This window comes from Pseudomonas aylmerensis (assembly GCF_001702265.1).
GTDB classification, from domain to species: Bacteria; Pseudomonadota; Gammaproteobacteria; order Pseudomonadales; family Pseudomonadaceae; genus Aquipseudomonas; species Aquipseudomonas aylmerensis.
Genome location: NZ_MAUE01000008.1, coordinates 28881 through 52072, shown reverse-complemented (window position 1 = coordinate 52072; position 23192 = coordinate 28881). Strand labels below are relative to the sequence as shown.

Genomic DNA, 23192 nt, shown 5'->3' with positions numbered 1-23192 from the left:
GGGAATTGTCGTGCTAACGATCTACAACACACTCAGCAAGACCAAAGAAGTCTTCAAGCCGCTGGATGGCAACAAGGTGCGCATGTACGTGTGCGGCATGACCGTGTACGACTACTGCCACATCGGCCACGGCCGCAGCATGGTTGCCTTCGACCTGGTGACGCGCTGGTTGCGCTTCAGTGGTTATGACCTGACCTACGTGCGCAACATCACCGACATCGACGACAAGATCATCAATCGCGCCAACGAAAACGGCGAGTCGTTCGACGCGCTGACCGAGCGCATGATCGCCGCGATGCACGAGGACGAGGCCCGCCTCAACATCCTCAAGCCGGACATGGAACCGCGTGCCACGGACCACATCCCTGGCATGCACGCGATGATCCAGACCCTGATCGACAAGGGTTACGCCTACGCCCCGGGCAATGGTGACGTGTATTACCGCGTCGCCAAGTTCATGGGCTACGGCAAGCTGTCGCGCAAGAAAATCGAAGACCTGCGCATCGGCGCACGCATCGAAGTCGACGAAGCCAAGCAGGATCCGCTCGACTTCGTGCTGTGGAAAGCCACCAAGCCCGGCGAGCCGAGCTGGGAGTCGCCCTGGGGCGCCGGGCGTCCGGGCTGGCACATCGAATGCTCGGTGATGTCCACCTGCTGCCTGGGCGAGACCTTCGACATTCACGGCGGCGGCAGCGACCTCGAGTTCCCGCACCATGAAAACGAAATCGCCCAGAGCGAAGCCGCCACCGGCAAGACCTACGCCAACGCCTGGATGCACTGCGGCATGATCCGCATCAATGGCGAGAAGATGTCAAAGTCCTTGAACAACTTCTTCACCATTCGCGACGTGCTGGCAAAGTACCACCCGGAAGTCGTGCGTTACCTGCTGGTGTCGAGCCACTACCGCAGCGCCATCAACTACTCGGAAGACAACCTCAAGGACGCCAAAGGCGCCCTGGAGCGTTTCTACCACGCGTTGAAAGGCCTGCCCGCCGTGGCCCCGGCCGGCGGCGAAGGTTTCGTGGCGCGCTTCACCGAAGTCATGAACGACGACTTCGGCACCCCGGAAGCCTGCGCGGTACTGTTCGAGATGGTGCGTGAGATCAACCGCCTGCGCGAGAGCGATCTCGACGCAGCGGCGGGCCTGGCGGCGCGCTTGAAAGAGCTGGCCAGCGTGCTCGGCGTGTTGCAGATGGAAGCCGATGACTTCCTGCAAGCCGGCGCCGAAGGGCGTGTGGATGCGGCTGAAGTCGATGCGTTGATCCAGGCGCGCTTGACCGCCCGTACCAATAAGGACTGGGCGGAATCCGACCGTATCCGTGACCAACTGACCGCGATGGGTGTGGTGTTGGAAGACGGCAAGGGCGGGACGACGTGGCGGTTGGCTGATCAGGCTTGATTGGTAAACGCTGAACAAAAAACGCCCCGACTGGTTCGGGGCGTTTTTTTGCACGCAGGTTCAACGGCTTACTCGATCCATTGTGGGAGCGGGCTTGCTCGCGAAGGTGGCGTGTCAGTCACAGCTGCAGTGGCTGACACACCGCCTTCGCGAGCAAGCCCGCTCCCACATTTTTTACCGTGTCCACTTGGCGAATTCTTCGGTTTCAGATTTATCTGTGAAAAGCCAAATGCTTGCCAGCGCTTGAGCTGACGCCAGGTCCTCCGTAGCGTTGACCGGCAGCGTCTGGGTACGATAAACACGTCATAGCCTTCCACGGACGGCTATGGTTTTTCAGAAGGATTTAGTCAATGGATTGTTGGCAGACACGCGGCCGATCCGCAGATGTCCCCAATCCAAATGTAGGAGCTGGCTTGCCAGCTCCTACAGTTTTCAGCGTGGCCGCTTCATTGCGTCGTTATCTACGCCTGACGTAGTCCACCCATTCGTACTCAAGGCCCTCGTGTTGTCGGACGCCATGGCGGCAGACCTCAACGAACTCATCCTCAAGACGCGGAAACCTGGCTTCACCCTCGTGATCATCGTCGAACAGGGTCAGGTACAGCCTGTCCACAAGGTGTATCGCTTGGTCATAAAGCTCTGGCCCGCCACCGATATGAATTTCCTCGGGGGTGTAGAGGGCTGCGCGTTCTAGTGCCGCTGCCAGGGATTGGCAGGCGATAGCGTGCTCGTGCACATAGTCGGGGTTTCTGGACAGCACGATGTTGGGCCGATCGGCCAATGGCCTACCGCTGAGGGCAATGACCGACTCGAAGGTTTTTCGGCCCATGATGACCGGCTTGCCAATCGTCTTGGCAGCGAATCTGCGCAGATCATCCGGCACCATTCGCAACAGTCCGCTGGCTTTGCCGATGGAGCGATTACGGCTGCCTATGCCTGCGACCAATGCGAGGGGTGGGTTCATGGTCTGTTCCTTCAGGGAAATCCACTATTGCGCGGCGTGAGCGCCTGACATTACTTGATACCGACTTTGCACAAAACCATTGTCCGACATGTAGGTGCCAACATGCTGCAGCTCCTGCTCACTGCCAACCTGGCTGAACAGTGGAATGCCTTGCCCCAGCAAAACGGGGATACGCGTAATGATCAGCTCATTGACCAAGCCCGCTTCAAGAAACGCCTGGATCGTCTGGCCACCGTCGATATAGAGGTGCTTCATACCGCGTTCGGCTAACGTTGCCACGAGTGAGGTGACGTCTCCCGCCATCAACTCGACCTTGCCCTCCAGATGCGCAGGGATCTGCAGAGGCTGATGGGAGAGCGCAATGACGGGGGTGCCCTCGTAGGGCCAATCCGGGAAGGACGAGACTTTCTCCAGGGTTTTGCGACCCATTACCAGTGCATCGACCGTGGCGATGAAGCGTTCATAGGTCACGCCGTTCAGCTCGGCGGTTTCGTATTCCGGTCGGTGCAACCATTCGATATCACCGTCTGGACGGGCAATAAAACCGTCGATGCTGGTTGCGATAAAAACGGAACAGCGGATATCCATGGCGAAAACTCCTTTTAGTGCGCTTTGACGCTAATACTCATTTAATCCTCGCGTGCCACAACCGGGCGTCTGAGAAACAATCCTGATGCCCTTTTCTGTCGTGCGAGGATGTATGCGAAGTTGGTTGATCCGTTACCGTTACGCAATCATTTTCTGGATATGCTTCGGCGTTTTCCGTACCTCCCTGGCAGACTGGAATCCGATTCCCTCCGGCTCCATGCGCCCGACCTTGCTGGAAGGCGATGTGGTGCTGGTCAATCGCGTAGCGTATGACCTCAAGGTCCCGCTCACGGACATTTCCCTGGCCCACCTCGATAACCCCCAGCGCGGCGATGTGGTGACATTTTCGTCACCCAAGGATGGCATGCGCCTGATCAAGCGGATTGTCGGCGTTCCCGGCGACACCCTGGAAATGCGCGATGAAGTGCTGTGGGTCAACGGTACGCCAGCCACCTACAGTGATGCGCAGGACATCAGCGAGCCAATTGTCCCAGGTCATACGGTACCTGGGATCAAGCTGAACGAATTGGCCGCCAACCGCCAGCGTACTGTGCAGTTCATGCCGACGGTGCGGGCGATGCGCAATTTCGCGCCAGTGGTGGTGCCGGCCGACAGCTATTTCATGCTGGGTGATAACCGCGATAACAGCGATGACTCGCGATACATCGGCTTTGTGCCACGTCGGCTATTGATCGGGCGGGCGCATCACGTGCTGGCGTCGGCGCAGATTCTCGATGATTGGATGCCACGGTTTCGCAGGTTTGGCGCGTCGATCTTGTAACGGAATCTGTGCTATCTGAAGGGCAACAAGAGCCACTGATGGAGATTCAAATGACGTGTATTTTCTGCAGCATCGTTCAAAAGACTTCCCCGGCGCACATCTTGTGGGAAGACGACCAGCATATGGCGTTTCTTTCGATCTTCCCTAACACCCCCGGTTTCAGCGTGGTAATCCCCAAGCAGCACTACGGCAGCTATGCGTTTGCGCAGTCGGATGAGGTGTTGGCCGGGCTTGCTATCGCCGCGAAGAAGACTGCGCAACAGATTGACCGCGCGTTTCCCGATGTGGCCCGTACGGGGATGATGCTGGAAGGGTATGGAGTGGATCATCTGCATGCGAAGCTGTTTCCCATGCATGGGACGGGCGGGGACAGTACCTTCAAGCCCATCAGCTCCAAGGTGGAGAAGTTCTTCGAAGCCTATGAGGGCTATATCTCGTCCCACGATTTTGTGCGGGCGGATGATGCCGAGCTAGCGGAGTTGGCGGCGCACATCAGATCATTTGTCTGATGCAAAACCAAATGTGGGAGCGGGCTTGCTCGCGAATGCTGTAGGTCAGTCGCTGATGTGCTGACTGAAAAACCGCCTTCGCGAGCAAGCCCGCTCCCACATTTTTTACTGTGTTCGCTTGATGAATCAGCGGCGGCTGCTGACTTCGGCAGGTACATCATCGCCGGCCATGCGCTTGCGAAACAGCGCGGTGCGCGCCAATAGCAACGTGGTTACCGGCACGGTGATCGAGAGCAAGATCGGGATCAGCCAGCCGTGCAACACCGGCCCGGACTTGAGCACCGAAAAATAGATAATCGACGCCAACGCCACGCACCAGGCGCCCAGCGTCGAAGCCAGGGCAGGCGGGTGCATGCGCTGGAAGAAGTCCTTCATCCGCAGCAAGCCAAGCGCGCCAATCAACGCAAACACGCTGCTGAGCACCAGTAGCACTGCGACAACGATTTCCATCCACAACGGCATCATTCAATCACCTCCCCACGCAGCAGGAATTTCGCCAGGGCAAACGAGCCCACGAAGCCGAACAGTGCAATCAGCAGCGCCGCTTCAAAGTAGGTGTCACTCGCATACCGAATGCCCAGCACCAGCATCATCAGCATCGCCAGGATGTACAGGTAGTCCAGCGCGAGTACCCGGTCCTGGGCCGACGGGCCCTTGAACAGGCGGATCAGGGTCAGCACCATGGCCAGCGAGAACAGGAACAGGCTGAACAGGATCGCATTGGAAAGCAGGGCGCTCATTCGAAGATCTCCATGAGGGGCCGTTCATAGGCATCCTTGAAGTGCTGGATAAAGTGCGCTTCGTCATCCAGGTCGAACACGTGCAGCAGCAGGATGCTGCGGTCCAGCGCCAGTTCAGACCAGACGGTGCCGGGCGTGACGCTGGTGATCATCGACAGCACGGCCAGGCCGTTGGCGTCGCGCAGGTCCAGGGGGATCTTGATAAAACGCGAGCGCGGCGGGCGTGACCCACACGTCAGCACGCCCCAGGCCACTTGCAGGTTGGAGATGATCACATCCCGGCCCACGCGCAAGAACAGGCGAGTGATCACCCCCGGGCGACGGATACGGATTGGCAACGGCCGCAACGGCGCCATCAGCAAGGGCGCAAGAACGCCCAGCAACGCACCCAGCAGCAGGTTGCCGGGGCTCACCGACAGGTTCAACACCAGCCACAATACCCACAACGCCAGGGACAGCCACGGGGCAGGGAACAGACGCTTCATGGCTGCACCTCCAGCGCGGCGGACTTGGCTTCAGGGCTCGGAATTGGGCGCGTTGCCATGACGGCCATCACGTAGTGTTCCGGGTTGTTGAGGCTCTCGGCGGTGGCCTGGGTGTAGCGCATCAACGGTTCGGCCTTGAAGGTCAGCAGGATGCTCAAGCCCAGCAGGAAGAAGATCGGCACGCATTCATAGCGGCGCAGCAGCGGCGAGGGGCGCTCCTCCGGGGTCCAGAAGCGCTGGATGCCCAGGCGGGCGAAAGCGATCAGCGAGGCCAGGCCGGACAGGATCAGCAGCGCCACCAGGCCCCAGGCCGCAGGACGAATCGGCTCATCGACACTGACGCCCAGGCCCAGCGGATTGACCAGCGCACTCAACAAGCTGAGCTTACCGATAAACCCCGACAGCGGCGGCATGCCGATGATCAGCAAGGCGCACGCCACGAAGCTCAAGCCGAGGAAGGCCATGGTCCAGGGGATGACCTGGCCGATCACGGCCTTTTGCTCGTCATCCAGGTTGACGCCCGGACGCGGGTGCAAGGACTCCATGGCCTTGGGCAGCGCGTCGATTTCCTCGTCCAGCGGCAGGTCATTGGCCGAGCGCGAGCGTTCGATCAATTCGGCCAGCAGGAACAGCGCGCTCAGCGCCAGCGTGGAGCTGACCAGATAGAACAACGTGCCGGCAGTCAGGCTGGGCTGGGCAAAGCCCACCGCTGACAACAGGATCCCGGCCGAAACTAGGATGCTCAGGCTTGCCATGCGCTCCAGCCGCTGCGCAGCGATCATCGCCAGCGCCGCGCAGATGATCGTGGCCATGCCGCCGTACACCAGCCAGTCGCCGCCAAACAGCGCCGAGGCCCCGGCCTGGCCGGAGAACAGCAGGGTCCACAACCGCAGCACGGTGTACACGCCGACCTTGGTCATGATCGCGAACATCGCCGCCACCGGTGCGCTGGCCGAGGAATAGGCGGGCGCCAGCCAGAAGTTCAGCGGCCACATGCCGGCCTTGGCCAGGAACGCCGTGGCGAGGATTGCCGCACCGGCGTGCAGCAAGCCGCGATCAGCCTCGGGCACCAGCGGGATTTTCAGTGCCAGGTCAGCGAAGTTCAGCGTGCCGGTGACGCCGTAGATCATCGCCGCACCAATCAGGAACAACGACGACGCCAGCAGGTTGATCGCAATGTAATGCAGCCCCGACGACACCCGCGCCCGCCCCGAGCCGTGCAGCATCAAGCCGTAGGACGCCGCCAGCAGCACCTCGAAGAACACGAACAGGTTGAACAGGTCGGCGGTCAGGAACGCGCCGTACAGGCCCATCATCTGGATCTGGAACAACGCATGGAAACTGGTGCCGGCACGGTCCCAGCGGGCCATGGCGAACAGCAGCGCGCTCACACCGATGATCCCCGTCAGCACCAGCATCAGTGCCGACAGTTGGTCGATCACCAGCACAATGCCGAACGGCACCTGCCAGTTGCCCGGCAGGTACACGCCAATCGAGCCGGGTCCGCCTTTTTGCGTCCAGTACAGCAGCAGAATCGCGATACCCAGGCCGATCATGCTGGAGAACAGGTTGATGCGCGCCTTGAGCGGGCGGTGTTTCTCGCCGAGCATCAGCATCAACGCGGCGGTCAGCAACGGCAGCAGGATCGGCGCGACAATCAGTTGATTCATCCACGTCATTCCTTGGGCTCCCGGCCGTCCACATGGTCCGTGCCGGTCAGGCCCCGGGAGGCCAGCAGCACCACCAGGAACAAGGCGGTCATGGCGAAGCTGATCACGATGGCCGTGAGCACCAGCGCCTGGGGCAGCGGATCGGTGTAGTTGAGCAGGTCTTGCGGCACGCCGTCCTTGATGATCGGCTCCTTGCCGATAAACAGGCTGCCCATGCTGAAGATGAACAGGTTGACCCCATACGACAGCAGGCACAGGCCCATCACCACCTGGAACGTCCGTGGGCGCAGGATCAACCAGACGCCGGAGGCCGCCAGGACCCCAATGGCGATTGCGATGACTTCTTCCATCAGGCGGCTCCTTCCGTTGCGGCAACCACTTTGGCCTGGTTGCTCGGTTTATGCGCTCGTACGGATTGGTGACCGAGGGCGGTGAGCATCAGCAGCGTCGAGCCGACGACCATGGCGTACACGCCAACGTCGAAGAACAACGCGCTGGCGATATGAATGTCGCCCAGCAGCGGCAGGCTGAAATACCAGGTGTGCGTGGTCAGGAAGGGGTACCCGGCAAACAGCGCACCGAGCCCGGTGAGGGTCGCCGAGAACAGCCCGAAGCCCATCCAGCGCATCGGCCGCAGGCTCATCTGCGCCTCGACCCACTGGGTGCCGGCGACCATGTATTGCAGGATAAACGCCACCGACATCACCAGCCCGGCGACGAAGCCGCCGCCCGGTTGGTTGTGGCCGCGCATGAACAGGTAGAACGACACCACCAGCGCAATCGGCAGCAGCAGGCGCACCAGCACCGCCGGTACCATCATGAAGCCCAGGGCGGTGTCGCTGGCCTGGCGCGGGTTGACCAGGTCGGTGGCCACGTCCGGCGCGAGCTGGCGCTGTTGCGCCGGCAGTTGCATGCTTTCCTTGGACGGGCGGAAACGGCGCAGCAGGGCGTACACCGTCAGCGCCACGGCGCCGAGCACGGTGATTTCGCCCAAGGTGTCGAAGCCCCGGAAGTCCACCAGCATTACGTTCACCACATTGCTGCCGCCGCCTTCGGGCAGGGCGCGACTCAAGTAGAACGAGGAAATGTCGTTGGGCGTCTGGCGCGTCAGCATCGCGTAGGACAGCAGCGCCATGCCGCCGCCCACCACGGTGGAGAGCAGGAAGTCACGCAGGCGACGGACACGTGCCTTGCGCAGCGAGCTGGGCAGTGGCGAGACTTCTTCGATCCGCCGTGGCAGCCAGCGCAGGCCCAGCAGGATCAGCACGGTGGTCACCACCTCGACTACCAGCTGCGTCAGCGCCAGGTCCGGCGCCGAGAACCACACAAAGGTGATGCAGGTCATCAGGCCGCACACGCTGACCATGGTCAGGGCCGCCAGCCGGTGATACTTGGCCTGCCAGGCAGCGCCGAGGGCACAGGCAATCGCCAGCAGCCACAAGGTCACGAACACGATGGACCCCGGGATTTTCGGGCGGTCGCCCCAGCTGATGCCGCTGTGCAGCATCGGGATCAGGCCGGCGATCACTGCCGCCAGCACCAGCAGGAACAGCTGGGTCTGCAGGCGTTTGGTGCTGATGCGTTTTTCGATCTTGCGCACGCCGCGCATCATCACTACCAGGCTGCGCTCGAAGCCGCGCTTGCCGTTGAAGTAGCTGATGATCGGCGGGTACTTGAAGCGCCCGCGCTTGAGCTGCTTGCGCAGCAGCAGGTACAGCACCACGCCACCGGTCATCGCCACCAGGCTCATGATCATCGGCGCATTCCAGCCGTGCCAGATCGCCAGGCTGTACTCGGGCAGCACTCCGCCTACGACCGGCAGGGCGGCGGCGGCGAGGATCGAACCGACCACCTGGGCCGGGAAGATCCCCACCAGCAGGCAGGTGAACACCAGCAGCTCGACCGGCGCGCGCATCCAGCGCGGCGGTTCGTGTGGGGTATGCGGCAGGTTGGTGGCGGTCGGGCCGAAGAACACGTCGACAGTGAAGCGCAGGGCGTAGGCCACGCTGAACGTACCGGCAATAGTCGCGATCAATGGCAGGGCGAACTCCACCCAGGCGGTCGAGGTGATGAACACGGTTTCGGCGAAGAACATCTCTTTGGACAGGAACCCGTTGAGCAACGGTACGCCGGCCATGGAGGCACTCGCGACCATCGCCAGGGTCGCGGTAAACGGGATCAACCGCACCAGGCCGCTGAGCTTGCGGATATCGCGGGTGCCGCTTTCGTGGTCGATGATGCCGGCGGCCATGAACAGCGAGGCCTTGAAGGTCGCGTGGTTGAGAATGTGAAACACGGCGGCGACGGCGGCCAGCGGGCTGTTGAGGCCCAGCAGGAGGGTGATCAGCCCGAGGTGGCTGATCGTGGAGTAGGCCAGCAGGCCCTTGAGATCGTTTTGGAACATGGCGCAGTAAGCGCCGAGGAGGAGGGTGAGGGCGCCGGCACCGCCGACGATCCAGAACCATTCTTCGCTGCCGGACAGCGACGGCCACAGGCGGGCCAGCAGGAACACGCCGGCCTTCACCATCGTCGCCGAGTGCAGGTAGGCGGAAACCGGGGTCGGCGCCGCCATCGCGTGGGGCAGCCAGAAGTGGAACGGGAACTGTGCGCTCTTGCTCAGGGCGCCGATCAGCACCAGCGCCAGCATGACCGGGTACAGCGAATGCGCGCGAATCTGCTCGCCCGCCGCCAGCACCTGGTCCAGGTCATAGCTGCCGACGATATGCCCCAGCAGCATCACCCCGGCCAGCAGGCACAGACCGCCCGCACCGGTGACCATCAGCGCCATATAGGCACCCCGGCGTGCATCGGCGCGGTGGTGCCAGTAGCCGATCAGCAGGAACGAGAACAGGCTGGTCAGTTCCCAGAAGAACACGATCTGAATCAGGTTGCCGGAAATCACCAGGCCCAGCATGGCCCCCATGAAGGCCAGGAAAAACGCGAAGAAACGCGGCACCGGGTCTTCCGGTGACATGTAGTAGCGGGCGTACAGCGACACCAGCGTGCCGATGCCCAGCACCAGCATCGAGAACAGCCAGGCGAACCCATCCATGCGCAGCACGAAGTTCAGCCCGAGGCTGGGCAACCACATGAATTCTTCGCGGATCACGCCACCGTGGGCGATCTGGGGGTAGAGCAGGGCGACTTGAATCGTGCCGACCAAGGCCACAAGGCCCGCCAGCAGGGATTCGGTGTTACGTGCATTGTGCGGCAGCAAGGCCGCCAGACAGCTGCCAATAAAAGGCAGAAGCAGTAGAACTATCAGGGACATAGGCTTCTAATCTGCGGGAGTTTGGGATGCATCATACGTGCCGCTTTCTCGATCACCAAACGGCAAGATGTGGCAGGATCCTACAGAGGTCGGAGACGGCAGCTATAAGCGGCAAGCTACAAGAGGATAGCCGAGGGTATATTTCTTGCCGTTTGCCGCTTAGATCATCAACCCTGGCTTTCCGGTTCGACTTCGGCCTTGGCATCGACAACTTTCGAACCGCGCGTCTTCAACTCACTGACAATCACCGCCACCACAATCAACGCCGCGCCCAGCATCGCCAGTGGCGGGAAGCGTTCCCCGGCGATTCGCCCGATAACCCCGGCCCACACCGGCTCGCCGGCATAAATCAACGTGGCACGGGTGGGCGAGACGCTTTGCTGCGCCCAGTTCATCGCCACCTGGATCACCGCGCTGGTCAAGCCCAGGCCCACGGCGCTGAATACCAGCAACCATGAAAACCCCGGCAGCGCTTCGCCCATCGGCACCACCATCAAAAATGACAGCAGCGACGCCGTGGCCAGTTGCACCACGGTCACCCGGCGCACGTCCACCTGCCCGGCATAGGCGCCGATAAGGATGATTTCGGCCGCCACCGCGATCGCGCAGATCAGTGTGGCGATCTCGCCGGGGCTGAAGTTGAGCGAGGCTCCGGTCGGGCCGGTCAGCAGCATCAATCCGGTAAATGCCAGCATAATGCCGATACTGGGCATCAGCCCCGGACGGCGCCCCAGCACCAACCACTGCAACAGCGGCACGCACGGTACATACAGCGCCGTGATGAAGGCCGATTGGCTGCTTGGAATGGTTTGCAGGCCGATGGTCTGCATGCCGTAGCCGAACATGATCGAGGTGCCGATGAAGGCGCCCGCCTTCAACTCGAACAGGGTCAGGCCGCGCAGGGTGCGCAGGGAGAAGAAGCCCACCACGATGGCCGCTGCGGCGAAGCGCAGGCCCACGAAAAACATCGGCCCGCTGACCGTCATGGCATGCTGCACGAGCAAGAAGGTGCCGCCCCAGATCATGGTGATAAACACCAGGAGGCATTCGGCTTTGCTGAAACGGTTGAAACGTGGGGCGGTATTCGCGGCGGTCATGGCGGCTCGGTCTTGCAAGGGAAAGGCACGGACCGCACAATGCGCCGCACTGCTGGGCAGTATACTGCGCACACCCACCTTATGAGCAATATAGTGCACAAAGAAAATCCGCAACGGGCCTCGGTCCTGCAGCACGTCAGCCAGAACGTCAGGCGCCTGCGCCATGCCGCCGACCTGAGCCAGACTGCGCTCTCGGAAAAGTCCGGGGTGAGCCGGCGCATGCTGGTGGCCATTGAGGCGGGCGAGAAGAACGTCAGCCTGTCGACCCTCGACCGCGTGGCCGAAGCGTTGGACGTGGCGTTCAGCGACCTGATCCAGGCCCCGGATGCGCCCGACCACAGCCGCATCAACGAGCTGGCCTGGGCCGGCGATATCCCCGGCAGCAAGGCGGTCTTGCTGGCCAGGGCCCACGCCCGTCGCGAAGTCGAGCTGTGGGAAATGCGCCTGGAGCCGGGAGATCGCTACAGCCCCGAGCCGGATCCGGAAGGCTGGAGTGTGCAGCTGTTCGTGTTCGAGGGAAGTCTGACGCTGCTATTGGACGAGGAAGAACGGCACGTCGCGGCCGGCGAGTTCTATATGTTCGCCAGCCGCCAGGTCCACGCCTATTGCAATCAGGGTGATGTGGCCGTGCGCTTTGTGCGCAACGTGGTGATCTAACTGTCTGCCAGGCAACAGTGGATGGACACTTTGCTGGTTTGAAACCCGCCCTGGCGCCCTGATTTACCAGCAACTCGCTGATTTTGTTGGCGATTAAATTCAGGCACGACTCCTGCAATCACTCCAGCATCCCATCGGAGCCTGGAGTCGGCCCATGTCAGCCCATCCTCAACACCCTGCACATATCATCCGCTCGGATGCCGAAGCCATCGAGGTCGCCAAGCGCCTGGCCGAACGCTTCGCCGTCGACGCCAGCGTGCGTGACCGCGAGCGCCGCCTGCCGGTGGCCGAACTCGACGAATTCTCCGCCAGCGGCCTGTGGGGCATCACCATTCCCAAGGCCTACGGCGGCGCCGAAGTGTCCTACGTGACCGTGGCCGAGGTGATCAAGTTGATCTCCGCCGCCGACCCGTCCCTGGGACAAATCCCGCAGAACCACTTGGGCGTGGTGGACATCCTGCTGCAAACCGCGACCGAGGAACAAAAACGCCATTACTTCGGCAAGGTGCTGGCCGGCTACCGTTTCGGCAACGCCTTCTCCGAAGCCAAGAGCAAAAACGCCGGCACCTTCGACACGCAGATCCGCGTGCACGGCGACACCGCCCAAATCAACGGCGAGAAGTTCTACTGCACCGGCGCGCTGTTCGCGCATATCGTGCCCACCGTCGGCAACAACGAACACGGCCAGGCGTTTATCGCCTTTGTCGAGCGTGACGCGCCGGGCTTGAGTGTGATCGACAGCTGGGACGGCTTTGGCCAGCGCACCACCGCCAGCGGCGGCGTGACCCTCGACGGCGTCACCGTCCCTCTCAGCGCGGTGATCCCCGCCCACCAGGCTTTCGACCAACCCACCGCCAACGGCCCGATCTCGCAGATCATCCAGGCTGCCGTCGACACCGGCATCGCCCTCGGTGCCCTGGAGCAGGCGAAGATTTACGCACGCCAGGCGCGGCCATGGATCGACAGCCAACAGGATCACGGCTGGCAAGACCCGTTCACCATCGCCGCCATCGGCGACCTGGAATGGCGCGTGCACGGCACCGAAGCGATCCTCGCCAAGGCCGGCAAAGCAGTGGACCAGGCGCTGGTCGAGCCGAATGAAGACAGCGTCGCCAACGCTTCACTGGTCGTCGCCCAGGCCAAGGTGCTGTCGGCGGAAACCGCCTTGCTCGCCAGCAGCAAACTCTTCGAACTGGCTGGCACTCGCTCGGTCACCGGCAAACACAACCTCGACCGCTTCTGGCGCAACGCGCGCACCCACACCCTGCACGACCCGGCCCGCTGGAAATACCACCTGATCGGCAACTTCGTGCTCAACGGCGTGAAGCCCGCACGCCACGCCTGGAACTGAGGAGCCTGAACCATGACTGCACTGAATCAAGCGCGCCAACTGCTGGACAGCACCCGCCGCGCCGTCGCGAAAAGTGACGATCCCTACGTGATCAGCCGCTTCGGCGACCTGCAGATCCGCGTGGACGTGGCCGCCGCTTTGCTCGAACGCGCCGAGACCCACCCGAGCCCGGTGGCCATCACCGAAGCACAGATCGCTGCCGCCGAAGCCCTGCTTTTTGCCAGCGCCACCGAATTCGAACTGACCGGCCAACGCACCGCATTGCCGCCGAGCCTCGATGACCCGCTGCGCCACAAATACCAGGTTGTCGGCAACTACCACCTCAACGGAGTGCTTTGATGTCCCGTGAAATCCGCTTGAACGCCTTCGACATGAACTGTGTCGGCCACCAATCCCCTGGCCTGTGGGCGCACCCGCGTGACCGTTCGTGGCAGTACAAGGACCTGGAGTACTGGACCGACCTCGCTAAAATCCTCGAGCGCGGCAAGTTCGACGGCTTGTTCATCGCCGATGTGCTGGGCATCTACGACGTGTACAACGGCAACGGCGACGCGGCGATTCGCCAGGCGGCACAAGTGCCGGTCAACGATCCGCTGTCGCTGATCGCACCCATGGCACTGGTTACCGAACACCTGGGTTTCGGCCTGACGGCGTCGTTGTCGTTCGAACACCCGTACCCGTTCGCGCGCCGGCTTTCGACCCTCGATCACCTGACCAAGGGCCGCGTCGGCTGGAACATCGTCACCTCCTACCTCGAAAGTGGCGCGAAGAACCTGGGCCAGAAAGCCCAGACCGAACACGATGCGCGCTACGACTACGCCGAGGAATACCTGGAGGTTTGCTACAAACTCTGGGAAGGCAGCTGGGAGGAGGGCGCGGTGCTGCGTGATCGCGAGCGCCGGATCTTCAGCGACCCGAGCAAAATCCACGAGATCCGCCACGTCGGAAAGCACTTCCAGGTGCCCGGCATTCACCTGTGTGAACCGTCGCCGCAGCGCACGCCGGTGCTGTACCAGGCCGGCGCGTCGAGTCGTGGCAAGCAGTTCGCCGCCGAGCAGGCCGAGTGCGTGTTCGTCGCCGCGCCGTCCAAAGTGCTGCTGAAAAAGACCGTCGCCGACATCCGCCGGCGTGCAGCCGAGGCGGGGCGCGATCCGAAGAAAATCCTCATCTTCAACCTGCAGACGGTGATCGTCGGCGAGACCGACGCCAAGGCCAAGGCCAAGTTCGAGGAGTACAAATCCTATGTCAGCTATGAAGGCGCGATGGCGCTGATTTCCGGCTGGACCGGCATCGACTTCAGCCAGTTCAAACCCGATGAGCCACTCAAGCACGTGCACACCAACGCCATTCAGTCGGCGGTGGAAGCCTTCTCCACGGCGGACCCGAACAAGGTCTGGACCCCGAATGAATTGGCCGATTGGGTTGGCATCGGCGGCTTTGGCCCGCTGTTTGTCGGCGGCCCGGAAACCGTGGCGGACCTGTTGCAGGAATGGGTGGAAGAGACCGACGTCGACGGCTTCAACCTGGCCTACGCGCTGACCCACGAAACCTTTATCGACGCCGTCGACCTGCTGGTGCCGGAACTGCAGAAACGCGGCGTGTACAAGACCGAATACGCCCAGGGCACCTTGCGCGAGAAGCTCTTCGGCGACGGTGCACGGCTGGCGCCGAACCATCCGGGGGCCGGTTATCGCGACCTTAAAGCCAGCGCAATCTAACTGACTCAAGCCGATCCCCGTGGGCGCCGGCAAGCCAGCGCCCACAGGTGAGCGGTGTCGAGTCAAATAATTCAGCCAGCGGACCACCGCACGCACACCCCTTGAATAGGAGCATCACCCCTATGAGCGTGCACGAACTCAAGCGTCCGCTGGTCCTGGAATGGCCTGCCGAACTGCTCGGCAATTTGCCCAAGGCCCTGGAGCAACTGCAGCATTGGGCGCAGATCACACCGCTGCACACCGCGCTGCGCCACAAGCGCCAGGGCCAGTGGTATGCCTGGCGCTGGATCGACGCGCTGCGCGATGTCGAGCGCCTGGCCGATGGCTTGCGCCAGCAGGGTTTCGGCGAGTCGTCGCGGCTGGCCCTCAGCGGTGCATTCGAGCCCAACCTGTTGCTGCTGGCCCTGGCGGCGCAGTCCGTGGGCGGGCCGGTGCTGACCCTCGCCGATCACCTCGACACCGAAGCCTTGCACCAGCAGCTATGGCGCATTCGTCCCACCCATTGTTATGTGCAGGACCGCCAACAGGCACGGCATTGGCCAGCCGCCAATCGACTCGATTTTGCCCAGCTGCTGGGCCCCACCGACCCTGCCCAGCAGGTGCAGCGCTGGTGGCAACCCAGCGGCGAAACCGCGTTGTGGAGCGAGGAGGGCACCCAGTGGCAGGGCGGCCTGGCGGTGGTGCTCGAGCAATGGCTGAACAGCGGGCACGGCCTGGCGTTCCCGGAAAGCCCGGCCTCGGCGCGGCGCGATCGCAGTGAAGTCGCTCCCACCGGCCTGCTGCTGTCGCCCGCGCGCCTGCAATCTTTGGCCGAGGATATCGAAAGCCGCCTGGCACCCCACGGCACCTGGCGCCGGCGCCTGTGCGACTGGGCCATCGCCCATCCGCACAGCGGCCTGCGCCGCCTGCTGAAAAATCGCGTGCGCAAACTGCTCGGCTTCCAGCGCCTCACCTACATCTGGCAGCCCCTCACTTCCACGACAGAGCCGACATGGCTTGCCGAATTCAAACGGGAAAGCGCATGACCCAGGCCATTCTCCAGGTGCGGGATATCTCGCTGTCTTTCAAAGGCGTGAAGGCGATCAATGCGTTGTCCTTCGAGGTGCGGCGCGGTGAGATCTGCGCGTTGATCGGCCCCAACGGCGCCGGCAAAAGCTCGTTGCTCAATGTGCTCAACGGCGTGTATCGCTTCGATGCCGGCGAGATCGTCTTCGAGGACCAGCACTTGCACCGCATCGATCCGCTGGGCGCGGCGCGCCGAGGTATTGGCCGGACCTTCCAGAACAATGCGCTGTTCAAGAAAATGAGTGTGCTCGACAACGTCCTCACCGGCCTGTCGCGGCACATGCGCAGCAGCTTGATCGAGCAGGCGCTGGGCTTGCCCCGCGCCCGCCGTGAAGCCGAGGCGTTCCGTCAGCGGGCGCAGGGCATCCTCGAGTTCCTGGAGCTGCAGGCCCACCGCGATGTGCTGGTGGGCAACCTGTCCTACGGCCTGCAAAAACGTGTGGAGCTGGGGCGCGCGCTGATCGCCGGGCCCAGCCTGTTGCTGCTCGACGAGCCGATGGCCGGGATGAACGCCGAGGAAAAACAGGAAATGGCGCGTTTCGTCGCCGACGTAAACCGCGACCTTGGCACCACCGTGGTGTTGATCGAGCACGACATGGGCGTGGTCATGGGCCTGTCCGATCATGTGGTAGTGCTCGACTACGGGCGCAAGGTCGGCGACGGCACGCCGGCGGACGTGCAAGCCAACCCCGAGGTGATCGCGGCCTACCTGGGAGTCGCACACTGATGACCTTCTTCTTCGAAACCCTGCTCGGCGGCCTGCTCGCCGGCACCATGTACTCGCTGGTCGCCATCGGCTTCGTGCTGATCTACAAGGCCAGCGGCGTGTTCAATTTCGCCCAGGGCTCGATGCTGCTGTTTGCTGCTCTGACCTTCGTCAGCCTGCACGATCAGGGCGTGCCCTTTGCCCTGGCATTGCTGCTGACGGTGATCGTGATGATCGTCGGCGCGTTGCTCATCGAGCGCCTGGTGCTGCGCCCGCTGGTCAACCGTTCGCAGATCACCCTGTTCATGGCCACGCTCGGCCTGTCGTTCATTATCGAAGGCCTGGCCCAGGGTTTGATGGGCTCGCAAGTGCGCGCGCTGGACCTGGGCATCGACGACGTGCCGCTGTTTGTCGGGCCGCTGATGCTCAGCCAGTTCGACCTGATCGCCGCGACGGTGGCCGTGGTGCTGGTCACGGTGCTCGCGCTGCTGTTCAACAAGACCCGCATCGGCGTGTCGTTGCGCGCGGTGGCAGATGACACCACGGCGGCGCTGTCGATCGGCATCAACCTCAACCGTATCTGGCAGATCGTCTGGGCCGTGGCCGGCGTGGTCGGGCTGGTGGCGGGGTTGCTGTGGGGCGCGCGCCAGGGCGTGCAGTTCTCGCTGTCACTGGTGGTGCTCAAGGCCTTGCCGGTGTTGATTATCGGCGGCTTTACCTCGATTGGCGGGGCGATCGTCGGCGGGCTGATTGTCGGCGCGGCGGAGAACCTCGCCGAGGTGTATATCGGCCCGTTGATCGGCGGCGGCATCACGCCGTGGTTCGCTTATGTCTTGGCCCTGGCCTTCCTGTATATCCGTCCCGCCGGCCTGTTCGGCGAGCGCGCCATCGAGCGAGTCTGAAACCATGTCGACCCCTGTTGCTCAACTCACCGCGCCGCTCTTGCTGGTCCACCGGCGCGTGCCCTGGGGCCTGCTCGGCCTGTTGGCAGTGGCCTTTATCGGCGTGCCGCTGTGGGGCAATGACTATTGGCTCAACGCGATCCTGATCCCGTTCCTGGTGCTGTCCCTCGCCGGGTTGGGCCTGAACCTGCTTACCGGCTATACCGGGCAGACCTCCGTGGGCGCGGCCGGCTTCATGGCAGTCGGCGCCTTCGCCACCTATGGCTTCCTGCTGCGCCTGCCGGAGCTGGGCTTGCCGGTGGCGCTGCTCGGCGGCGGGATTATCAGCGCGTTGGTCGGGCTGCTGTTCGGCCTGCCGAGTTCGCGGATCAAGGGCTTCTACCTGATGGTCACCACCCTGGCCGCACAGTTTTTCCTGGAGTGGCTGTTCGTCAAATTCCCCTGGTTCTACAACTACGGCTCGTCCGGCACGATCTCGGCGCCGAAGCTGGCGTTGTTCGGGTACGACCTCAATACGCCGCTGGGCCGTTACCTGCTGACCCTGGTGACGGTGCTGCTGCTGACCTGGACCGCGATCAACCTGGTGCGCAGCCAGGTGGGGCGCAACTGGATGGCGATCCGCGACATGGACACCGCCGCCGCCGTGGTCGGCATCCCGGTGGTGCGCTACAAGCGCCTGGCGTTTGCGGTCAGCTCGTTCTACCTGGGGATCGCCGGCGCGCTGTGGGCCTTTGCCTACCTGGGCACGGCGAGTGCCAGCAGCTTCGATATCAACCGCTCGTTCCAGATCCTGTTCATCATCATTATCGGCGGCATGGGCAGCATCGCCGGCAACTTCGTCGGCGCGGCCTTCATCAGTTTGCTGCCGATCTTCCTCAGTCATGCCGGGCAAGCATTGTTCGGTGGGTCGGTGGATGCAGGGCAGTTGCAGAACCTGCAGAAAATCATCTTTGGCGTGTTGATCATCGTGTTCCTGATCAAGGAACCCGAGGGGCTGATTCGCCTGTTGCACAACCTGCGTGACCGTGTGCGGCAGTGGCCGCTGCGTTTCTAACATTCCCTCAAGAGAATTCCCATGCGTGCATCCTTGAAACGTTCCCTGGCCGGCGCCGCCTTCGCGCTGGCTGCCCTGGCCGGCGCTGTGCCCCCGGCGATGGCTTCGCCCGACCAGCAATTCATTCCCCTGGCGACCTACCGCGTGGGCGCCTATGCGTCCAGCGGCGTGCAGGTGTGGGCCGGGATGATCGACTACCTGCGCTATATCAACGAGGTCGAAGGCGGCATCAACGGTGTGAAGCTGGTGTGGCAGGAATGCGAGACCGAGTGGACGGCGGAGAAGGGCATCGAGTGCTACGAGCGCTTCAAGAATGGCCTGGATGGCGCGCCGGTCGCGGTGTACCAGCCCAACGGCGCTCCGGCGGCCTATGCCTTGAGCGAGCGCGCCGAGGTCGACAAGATCCCGCTGATCACCCTCGGTTACGGTCGCACCGAAGCCACTGACGGCACGGTGTTCCCTTATAACTTCCCGGTGATGCTGACCTTCTACAGCGAAGCCTCGACCCTGGTGAATTACATCGCCCAGCGCGAAGGTGGTTTCGACAAACTCAAGGGCAAGAAGATCGCCACGGTCTACCACGACTCGGCCTACGGTCGCGAAACGCTCGGCCCGCTGAAGTTGCTCGCAGAGAAATACGGCTTCGAAAATATCCAGATTCCGGTCGCCGATCCTGGCAACGAGCAGTCGGCGCAATGGCGCCAGGTGCGCCAGGCCAACCCGGACTGGGTATTCCTGCGCACCTGGGGCGTGTCCACCCCGGTGGCGGTGAAGACCGCCGCGCGTTTCGGCTTCCCGGTCGACCACATCATTGGCGATATCTGGGCCAGCTCCAGCGAAGACGTGCTGCCGGCCGGTGCCTCCGCCAAAGGCTACCTGGCGCTCACGCCGTACCCGGCCGGCGCGGATTTCGAGATCCACAAACGCCTCAAGCAATACATCCTCGATAAAGGCCACAGCGACCTCAAGGACCTGAAAAACTTCGGCAGCGTCTACTACAACTCCGGCCTGGTGAACGCCGCCGTAGCCGTGGAAGCGATCCGTACCGGCCAGGCCAAGTTCGGCAAGCGCCCACTCAATGGCGAAGAGGGCCGCTGGGGCCTGGAACACCTGAATATCGATGATGCGCGCCTCAAGGACATGGGCTACCTGGGCCTGATGCAGAACCTCAAGCTGTCATGCCGCGACCACGAAGGCGGCGGTTCGGCGCGGGTGCAGCAGTGGGACGGCGCCAACTGGACGCTGGTCAGCGAGTGGATCGCCGCCGACCGCGCGCTGTTGCGTCCGCTGATCGATGAGAAGTCGGCCGCGTTCGCCAAGGAAAAAGGCCTGACGCCGCGTACCTGCACCGGGGATGAATAAACCATGAGCCAGCCCGCCGCCGACGCCGCGCGCCCGTCACTGCTGACGGTCAACGACATTGAAGTGATCTACGACGGTGCGATCCTCGCGGTGGCCGGGGTGTCGCTGGAGGTGCCCAAGGGCGGCATCGTCGCCTTGCTCGGCGCGAACGGCGCCGGCAAGAGCACCACGCTCAAGGCGATCTCCGGGCTGGTGCGCGCCGAACGGGCCGAAGTCAGCCGGGGCACGATCGAGTACGCCGGCGCCGACCTGGCCGGTGTCGAGCCCGGCCAGCGCGTGCGCGATGGCATGGTGCATGTGCTGGAGGGCCGCCATGTGTTCGGCCAGCTCAGCGTCGAGGACAACCTGCGCAGCGGCGGTTTCGTGCGGCGCCCGAGCCGCAAGGACCTGGAGCGCGACCTGGAGCGCATCTACGCCTGGTTCCCTCGGCTCAAGACCAAACGCAACACCCGCGCCGGCCTCACCTCCGGCGGCGAGCAACAGATGGTCGCCATCGGCCGGGCGTTGATGACCCGTCCTACTTTGGTACTGCTCGACGAGCCGTCCATGGGTTTGGCGCCTATGATCGTGCAGGAAATCTTCGAGATCATCGCGCAGCTCAATCGCGAACAGCAGGTGAGCTTCCTGATCGCCGAGCAGAACATCAACGTCGCGCTCACCTATGCGTCCCATGGCTATGTGCTGGATACTGGGCGCGTGGCCTTGAGTGGCAGCGCCGCTGAACTGCTGGCGCGGGGCGATTTGCATGACATTTATCTGGGTAAACAGTAAGGGCCAACCTGCATGACTGAAACCATCCGCAACGCCGATGTCCTGATCATCGGCGGCGGCCTGAGCGGCACGATGCTCGCCGTGCAACTGCTGCGCCTGCCGGGCCAGCGCCGGATCCTGGTGATCGAGCCGCGCGCCGAACTCGGGCGTGGCGAGGCCTACAGCGCAGTCGAGCTGGGCCACACCCTGAACGGCAATGCGGCGCGCATGAGCGTCGACCCCGACAATGCCGACGACCTGACCGAGTGGCTCACCGATTACATCGGCGCCGGCGGATGGCCGGAGTCGGCCGAGCAGCCGGTGCCCGTCAGTGAACTGTTCCCGCCGCGCGGGCTTTTTGGCGTGTACGCACAGCAACGCCTGGCCGAGGCCAAGGCCTTGTCTGCGTCGACTGTCGAGCATGTGCGCGGGGAAGTGGTCGACCTGCAAGTGAGCGCCGATTCAACCCTGCTGACCCTCGATAACGGCCAGCAACTGCGCGGCGCCCGCGCGGTGCTGGCCACCGGCATGTTCCCGGCGGCGCGTACGCCGCAGACCGAGTCCAGCGGCTTGAATGCCGCTGCGGTCGACCCGTGGGATGTGCAGGCGATGACCCAGATCGACGCGCAGGCACCCGTGCTGATCATCGGCTCCGGGTTGACCATGGTCGATGCCGTGGTGTCGTTGGAGCAGGCCGGGCATCGCGGGCCGATCGAGATTTTTTCCCGCCACGGACTGTTGCCCCATGCGCGTCGCCAGCCGCCGAGCTGGGAGGATTTTCTCGCCGCCGACCACAGCCTGCGCAGCCCTCTGCAATTGCTGCGCGAGGTCCGTCGTCAATGCCGTCTCGCGCTGGCGCAGGGTATCGATTGGCAGGCGCCGCTGGACACGGTGCGTGCGCATATCGGGCGGTTGTGGAGCCAGGCCAGTGAGCGCGAGAAGCGCCAGTTCGTGCGGCATGTGCGGCCATGGTGGGAGAGCCATCACCACCGCTCACCGCCGTTGAGCGCGCAGTTGGTAGCGCGATTGCGGGAGGAAGGGCGGTTGCGCATTCGGGCGGCATCGTTCAAAGGGCTGGAGCCTGGCGGCGAGGGCGTGACGATCCGCCTGCGCGCGCGTGGCGAGCAGGTGATCCGCCAGGTGTCGGGGGCGGCGCTGATCAACTCCAGCGGCATCGAATACGACTGGCGCCGCGTGGCCCGGCCGTTGCCGCGGCAGCTGCTCGAACGCGGGTTGATCCAGCCCGGACCCTTGGCGCTGGGGATTGCGGCGGATGCGTCGGGGGCGGTGCTGGATGCCGAGGGCAATGTCAGCCAGCGCCTGTTCGCCATGGGCCCGCCGTTGCGCGGGATGTGGTGGGAGAGCACGGCAGTGACCGACGTGGCGATCCAGGCCAAGGCGCTGGCTGCCAAGCTCACACAGTTCTGATGTGGAAGCTGGCTTGCCTGATTCCTGTGCCTAGTTCAGTTCCCACACTGGTTGGTGACTTGCTTGATTCCTGTGCCTGGCGCAGCTTAAATGTGGGAGCGGGCTTGCCCGCGAAGGCGTAGTGTCAGTCAACCATGATGCAACTGATCCACCGCCTTCGCAGGCAAGCCAGCTCCCACACTTATTTGTGGCGGGACTGAATCCTGTGTCTGGCACAGCTCCCACACTGGTTTGTGGCTTGCCTGATTCCTGTGTCTGTCTCAGTTCCCACAGTTTTTGGCGGGGCTGGACTGAATCCTGTGCCTGGCGCAGCTCCACTGTGGGAGCGGGCTTGCTCGCGAAGGAGCAGTGTCAGTCAACCATGATGCAGCTGATCCACCGCATTCGCAGGCAAGCCAGCTCCCACACTGATTTGTGGCGGGACTGAATCCTGTGTCTGGCTCAGTTCCCACACTGGTTTGTGGCTGGCTTGATTCCTGTACCTGACACAGTTCCACTGTGGGAGCTGGCTTGCCTGCGATAGCGGTGGGTCAGTCAACCATGATGCAGCTGACCCACCGCCTTCGCAGGCAAGCCAGCTCCCACACTGATTTGTGGCGGGACTGAATCCTGTGCCTGGTTCAGCTCCCACACTGATTTGTGGCAGGCCTGATTCCTGTGTCTGGGCACAGTTCCACTGTGGGAGCGGGCTTGCT

23 protein-coding genes are annotated in these 23192 nt (G+C 63.1%); 14 read left to right on the top strand and 9 right to left on the bottom strand.

Annotated elements, in window-relative coordinates:
• Window positions 1-10: 10 nt before the first annotated feature.
• Window positions 11-1399, top strand: coding sequence for a cysteine--tRNA ligase (gene cysS / locus BBG20_RS05580; protein WP_065901022.1), 1389 nt, complete (start codon window positions 11-13; stop codon window positions 1397-1399).
• A gap of 457 nt (window positions 1400-1856) precedes the next feature.
• On the opposite strand, the gene BBG20_RS05575 is transcribed toward cysS, so the two are convergent.
• Both BBG20_RS05575 and BBG20_RS05570 read right to left on the bottom strand, forming a co-directional pair.
• Complete coding sequence (locus tag BBG20_RS05575) at window positions 1857-2363, bottom strand: dihydrofolate reductase (RefSeq protein ID WP_065901015.1); 507 nt, start codon at window positions 2361-2363, stop codon at window positions 1857-1859.
• A 24-nt stretch (window positions 2364-2387) separates the two neighbouring features.
• Complete coding sequence (locus BBG20_RS05570) at window positions 2388-2951, bottom strand: dihydrofolate reductase family protein (RefSeq protein WP_065901012.1); 564 nt, start codon at window positions 2949-2951, stop codon at window positions 2388-2390.
• A gap of 112 nt (window positions 2952-3063) precedes the next feature.
• On the opposite strand from BBG20_RS05570, the gene lepB reads away from it, so the two are divergent.
• Both lepB and BBG20_RS05560 read left to right on the top strand, forming a co-directional pair.
• Entirely contained in the window at window positions 3064-3732 is a 669-nt protein-coding gene (gene lepB, locus BBG20_RS05565; protein WP_065901009.1) for a signal peptidase I, read from the top strand.
• 50 nt (window positions 3733-3782) lie between these two features.
• Window positions 3783-4241, top strand: coding sequence for an HIT family protein (locus tag BBG20_RS05560; protein ID WP_065901211.1), 459 nt, complete (start codon window positions 3783-3785; stop codon window positions 4239-4241).
• 126 nt (window positions 4242-4367) lie between these two features.
• Here BBG20_RS05560 and BBG20_RS05555 read toward each other — a convergent pair whose 3' ends face one another.
• The 7 genes from BBG20_RS05555 to BBG20_RS05525 form a co-directional block, all read right to left on the bottom strand.
• Window positions 4368-4706 carry a Na+/H+ antiporter subunit G gene (locus BBG20_RS05555; protein WP_065901007.1) on the bottom strand — a complete coding sequence of 113 codons (339 nt, stop codon included), beginning with the start codon at window positions 4704-4706 and terminating at the stop codon, window positions 4368-4370.
• Complete coding sequence (locus BBG20_RS05550; protein WP_005789171.1) at window positions 4703-4981, bottom strand: K+/H+ antiporter subunit F; 279 nt, start codon at window positions 4979-4981, stop codon at window positions 4703-4705. The genes BBG20_RS05555 and BBG20_RS05550 overlap by 4 nt, the downstream gene beginning before the upstream one ends.
• Window positions 4978-5466, bottom strand: coding sequence for a Na+/H+ antiporter subunit E (locus tag BBG20_RS05545; RefSeq protein ID WP_065901004.1), 489 nt, complete (start codon window positions 5464-5466; stop codon window positions 4978-4980). Before BBG20_RS05545 ends, BBG20_RS05550 begins: the two co-directional genes overlap by 4 nt.
• On the bottom strand, window positions 5463-7145 hold the full coding sequence (locus BBG20_RS05540; RefSeq protein ID WP_065901001.1) for a monovalent cation/H+ antiporter subunit D: 1683 nt from the start codon (window positions 7143-7145) through the stop codon (window positions 5463-5465). The genes BBG20_RS05545 and BBG20_RS05540 overlap by 4 nt, the downstream gene beginning before the upstream one ends.
• On the bottom strand, window positions 7142-7486 hold the full coding sequence (locus BBG20_RS05535; RefSeq protein ID WP_003192163.1) for a Na+/H+ antiporter subunit C: 345 nt from the start codon (window positions 7484-7486) through the stop codon (window positions 7142-7144). The genes BBG20_RS05540 and BBG20_RS05535 overlap by 4 nt, the downstream gene beginning before the upstream one ends.
• On the bottom strand, window positions 7486-10407 hold the full coding sequence (locus BBG20_RS05530; RefSeq protein ID WP_065900998.1) for a monovalent cation/H+ antiporter subunit A: 2922 nt from the start codon (window positions 10405-10407) through the stop codon (window positions 7486-7488). The genes BBG20_RS05535 and BBG20_RS05530 overlap by 1 nt, the downstream gene beginning before the upstream one ends.
• Window positions 10408-10574: 167 nt before the next feature.
• The gene (locus tag BBG20_RS05525; protein ID WP_065900996.1) at window positions 10575-11504 is read right to left on the bottom strand and encodes a DMT family transporter; all 930 of its coding nucleotides are present in this window, start codon (window positions 11502-11504) and stop codon (window positions 10575-10577) included.
• Window positions 11505-11597: 93 nt separating this feature from the next.
• Between BBG20_RS05525 and BBG20_RS05520 the strand changes: the two genes are divergently transcribed.
• The 11 genes from BBG20_RS05520 to BBG20_RS05470 all read left to right on the top strand — a co-directional run bounded on the left by BBG20_RS05520 (window position 11598) and on the right by BBG20_RS05470 (window position 22497).
• Window positions 11598-12161 carry a helix-turn-helix domain-containing protein gene (locus BBG20_RS05520; protein WP_065900993.1) on the top strand — a complete coding sequence of 188 codons (564 nt, stop codon included), beginning with the start codon at window positions 11598-11600 and terminating at the stop codon, window positions 12159-12161.
• A gap of 154 nt (window positions 12162-12315) precedes the next feature.
• Window positions 12316-13512, top strand: coding sequence for an SfnB family sulfur acquisition oxidoreductase (locus BBG20_RS05515; protein WP_065900992.1), 1197 nt, complete (start codon window positions 12316-12318; stop codon window positions 13510-13512).
• A 12-nt stretch (window positions 13513-13524) separates the two neighbouring features.
• Window positions 13525-13851, top strand: a complete 327-nt coding sequence (locus BBG20_RS05510; RefSeq protein ID WP_065900990.1) for an acyl-CoA dehydrogenase — start codon at window positions 13525-13527, stop codon at window positions 13849-13851.
• Complete coding sequence (locus BBG20_RS05505) at window positions 13851-15230, top strand: LLM class flavin-dependent oxidoreductase (protein ID WP_065900988.1); 1380 nt, start codon at window positions 13851-13853, stop codon at window positions 15228-15230. The genes BBG20_RS05510 and BBG20_RS05505 overlap by 1 nt, the downstream gene beginning before the upstream one ends.
• A gap of 122 nt (window positions 15231-15352) precedes the next feature.
• Entirely contained in the window at window positions 15353-16255 is a 903-nt protein-coding gene (locus BBG20_RS05500) for an AMP-binding protein (RefSeq protein ID WP_065900984.1), read from the top strand.
• Window positions 16252-17022, top strand: coding sequence for an ABC transporter ATP-binding protein (locus BBG20_RS05495; protein WP_065900979.1), 771 nt, complete (start codon window positions 16252-16254; stop codon window positions 17020-17022). The genes BBG20_RS05500 and BBG20_RS05495 overlap by 4 nt, the downstream gene beginning before the upstream one ends.
• Entirely contained in the window at window positions 17022-17903 is an 882-nt protein-coding gene (locus BBG20_RS05490; protein ID WP_065900978.1) for a branched-chain amino acid ABC transporter permease, read from the top strand. Before BBG20_RS05495 ends, BBG20_RS05490 begins: the two co-directional genes overlap by 1 nt.
• Window positions 17904-17907: 4 nt before the next feature.
• Window positions 17908-18957: a branched-chain amino acid ABC transporter permease gene (locus BBG20_RS05485; protein ID WP_065900976.1), complete on the top strand. Its 1050-nt coding sequence runs from the start codon at window positions 17908-17910 to the stop codon at window positions 18955-18957.
• A gap of 21 nt (window positions 18958-18978) precedes the next feature.
• Window positions 18979-20319, top strand: coding sequence for an ABC transporter substrate-binding protein (locus BBG20_RS05480; RefSeq protein WP_065900974.1), 1341 nt, complete (start codon window positions 18979-18981; stop codon window positions 20317-20319).
• Between the two features lie 3 nt (window positions 20320-20322).
• Window positions 20323-21090: an ABC transporter ATP-binding protein gene (locus tag BBG20_RS05475; RefSeq protein WP_065900971.1), complete on the top strand. Its 768-nt coding sequence runs from the start codon at window positions 20323-20325 to the stop codon at window positions 21088-21090.
• 12 nt (window positions 21091-21102) lie between these two features.
• Complete coding sequence (locus BBG20_RS05470; protein WP_065900968.1) at window positions 21103-22497, top strand: FAD/NAD(P)-binding protein; 1395 nt, start codon at window positions 21103-21105, stop codon at window positions 22495-22497.
• Window positions 22498-23192 lie beyond the last annotated feature (695 nt).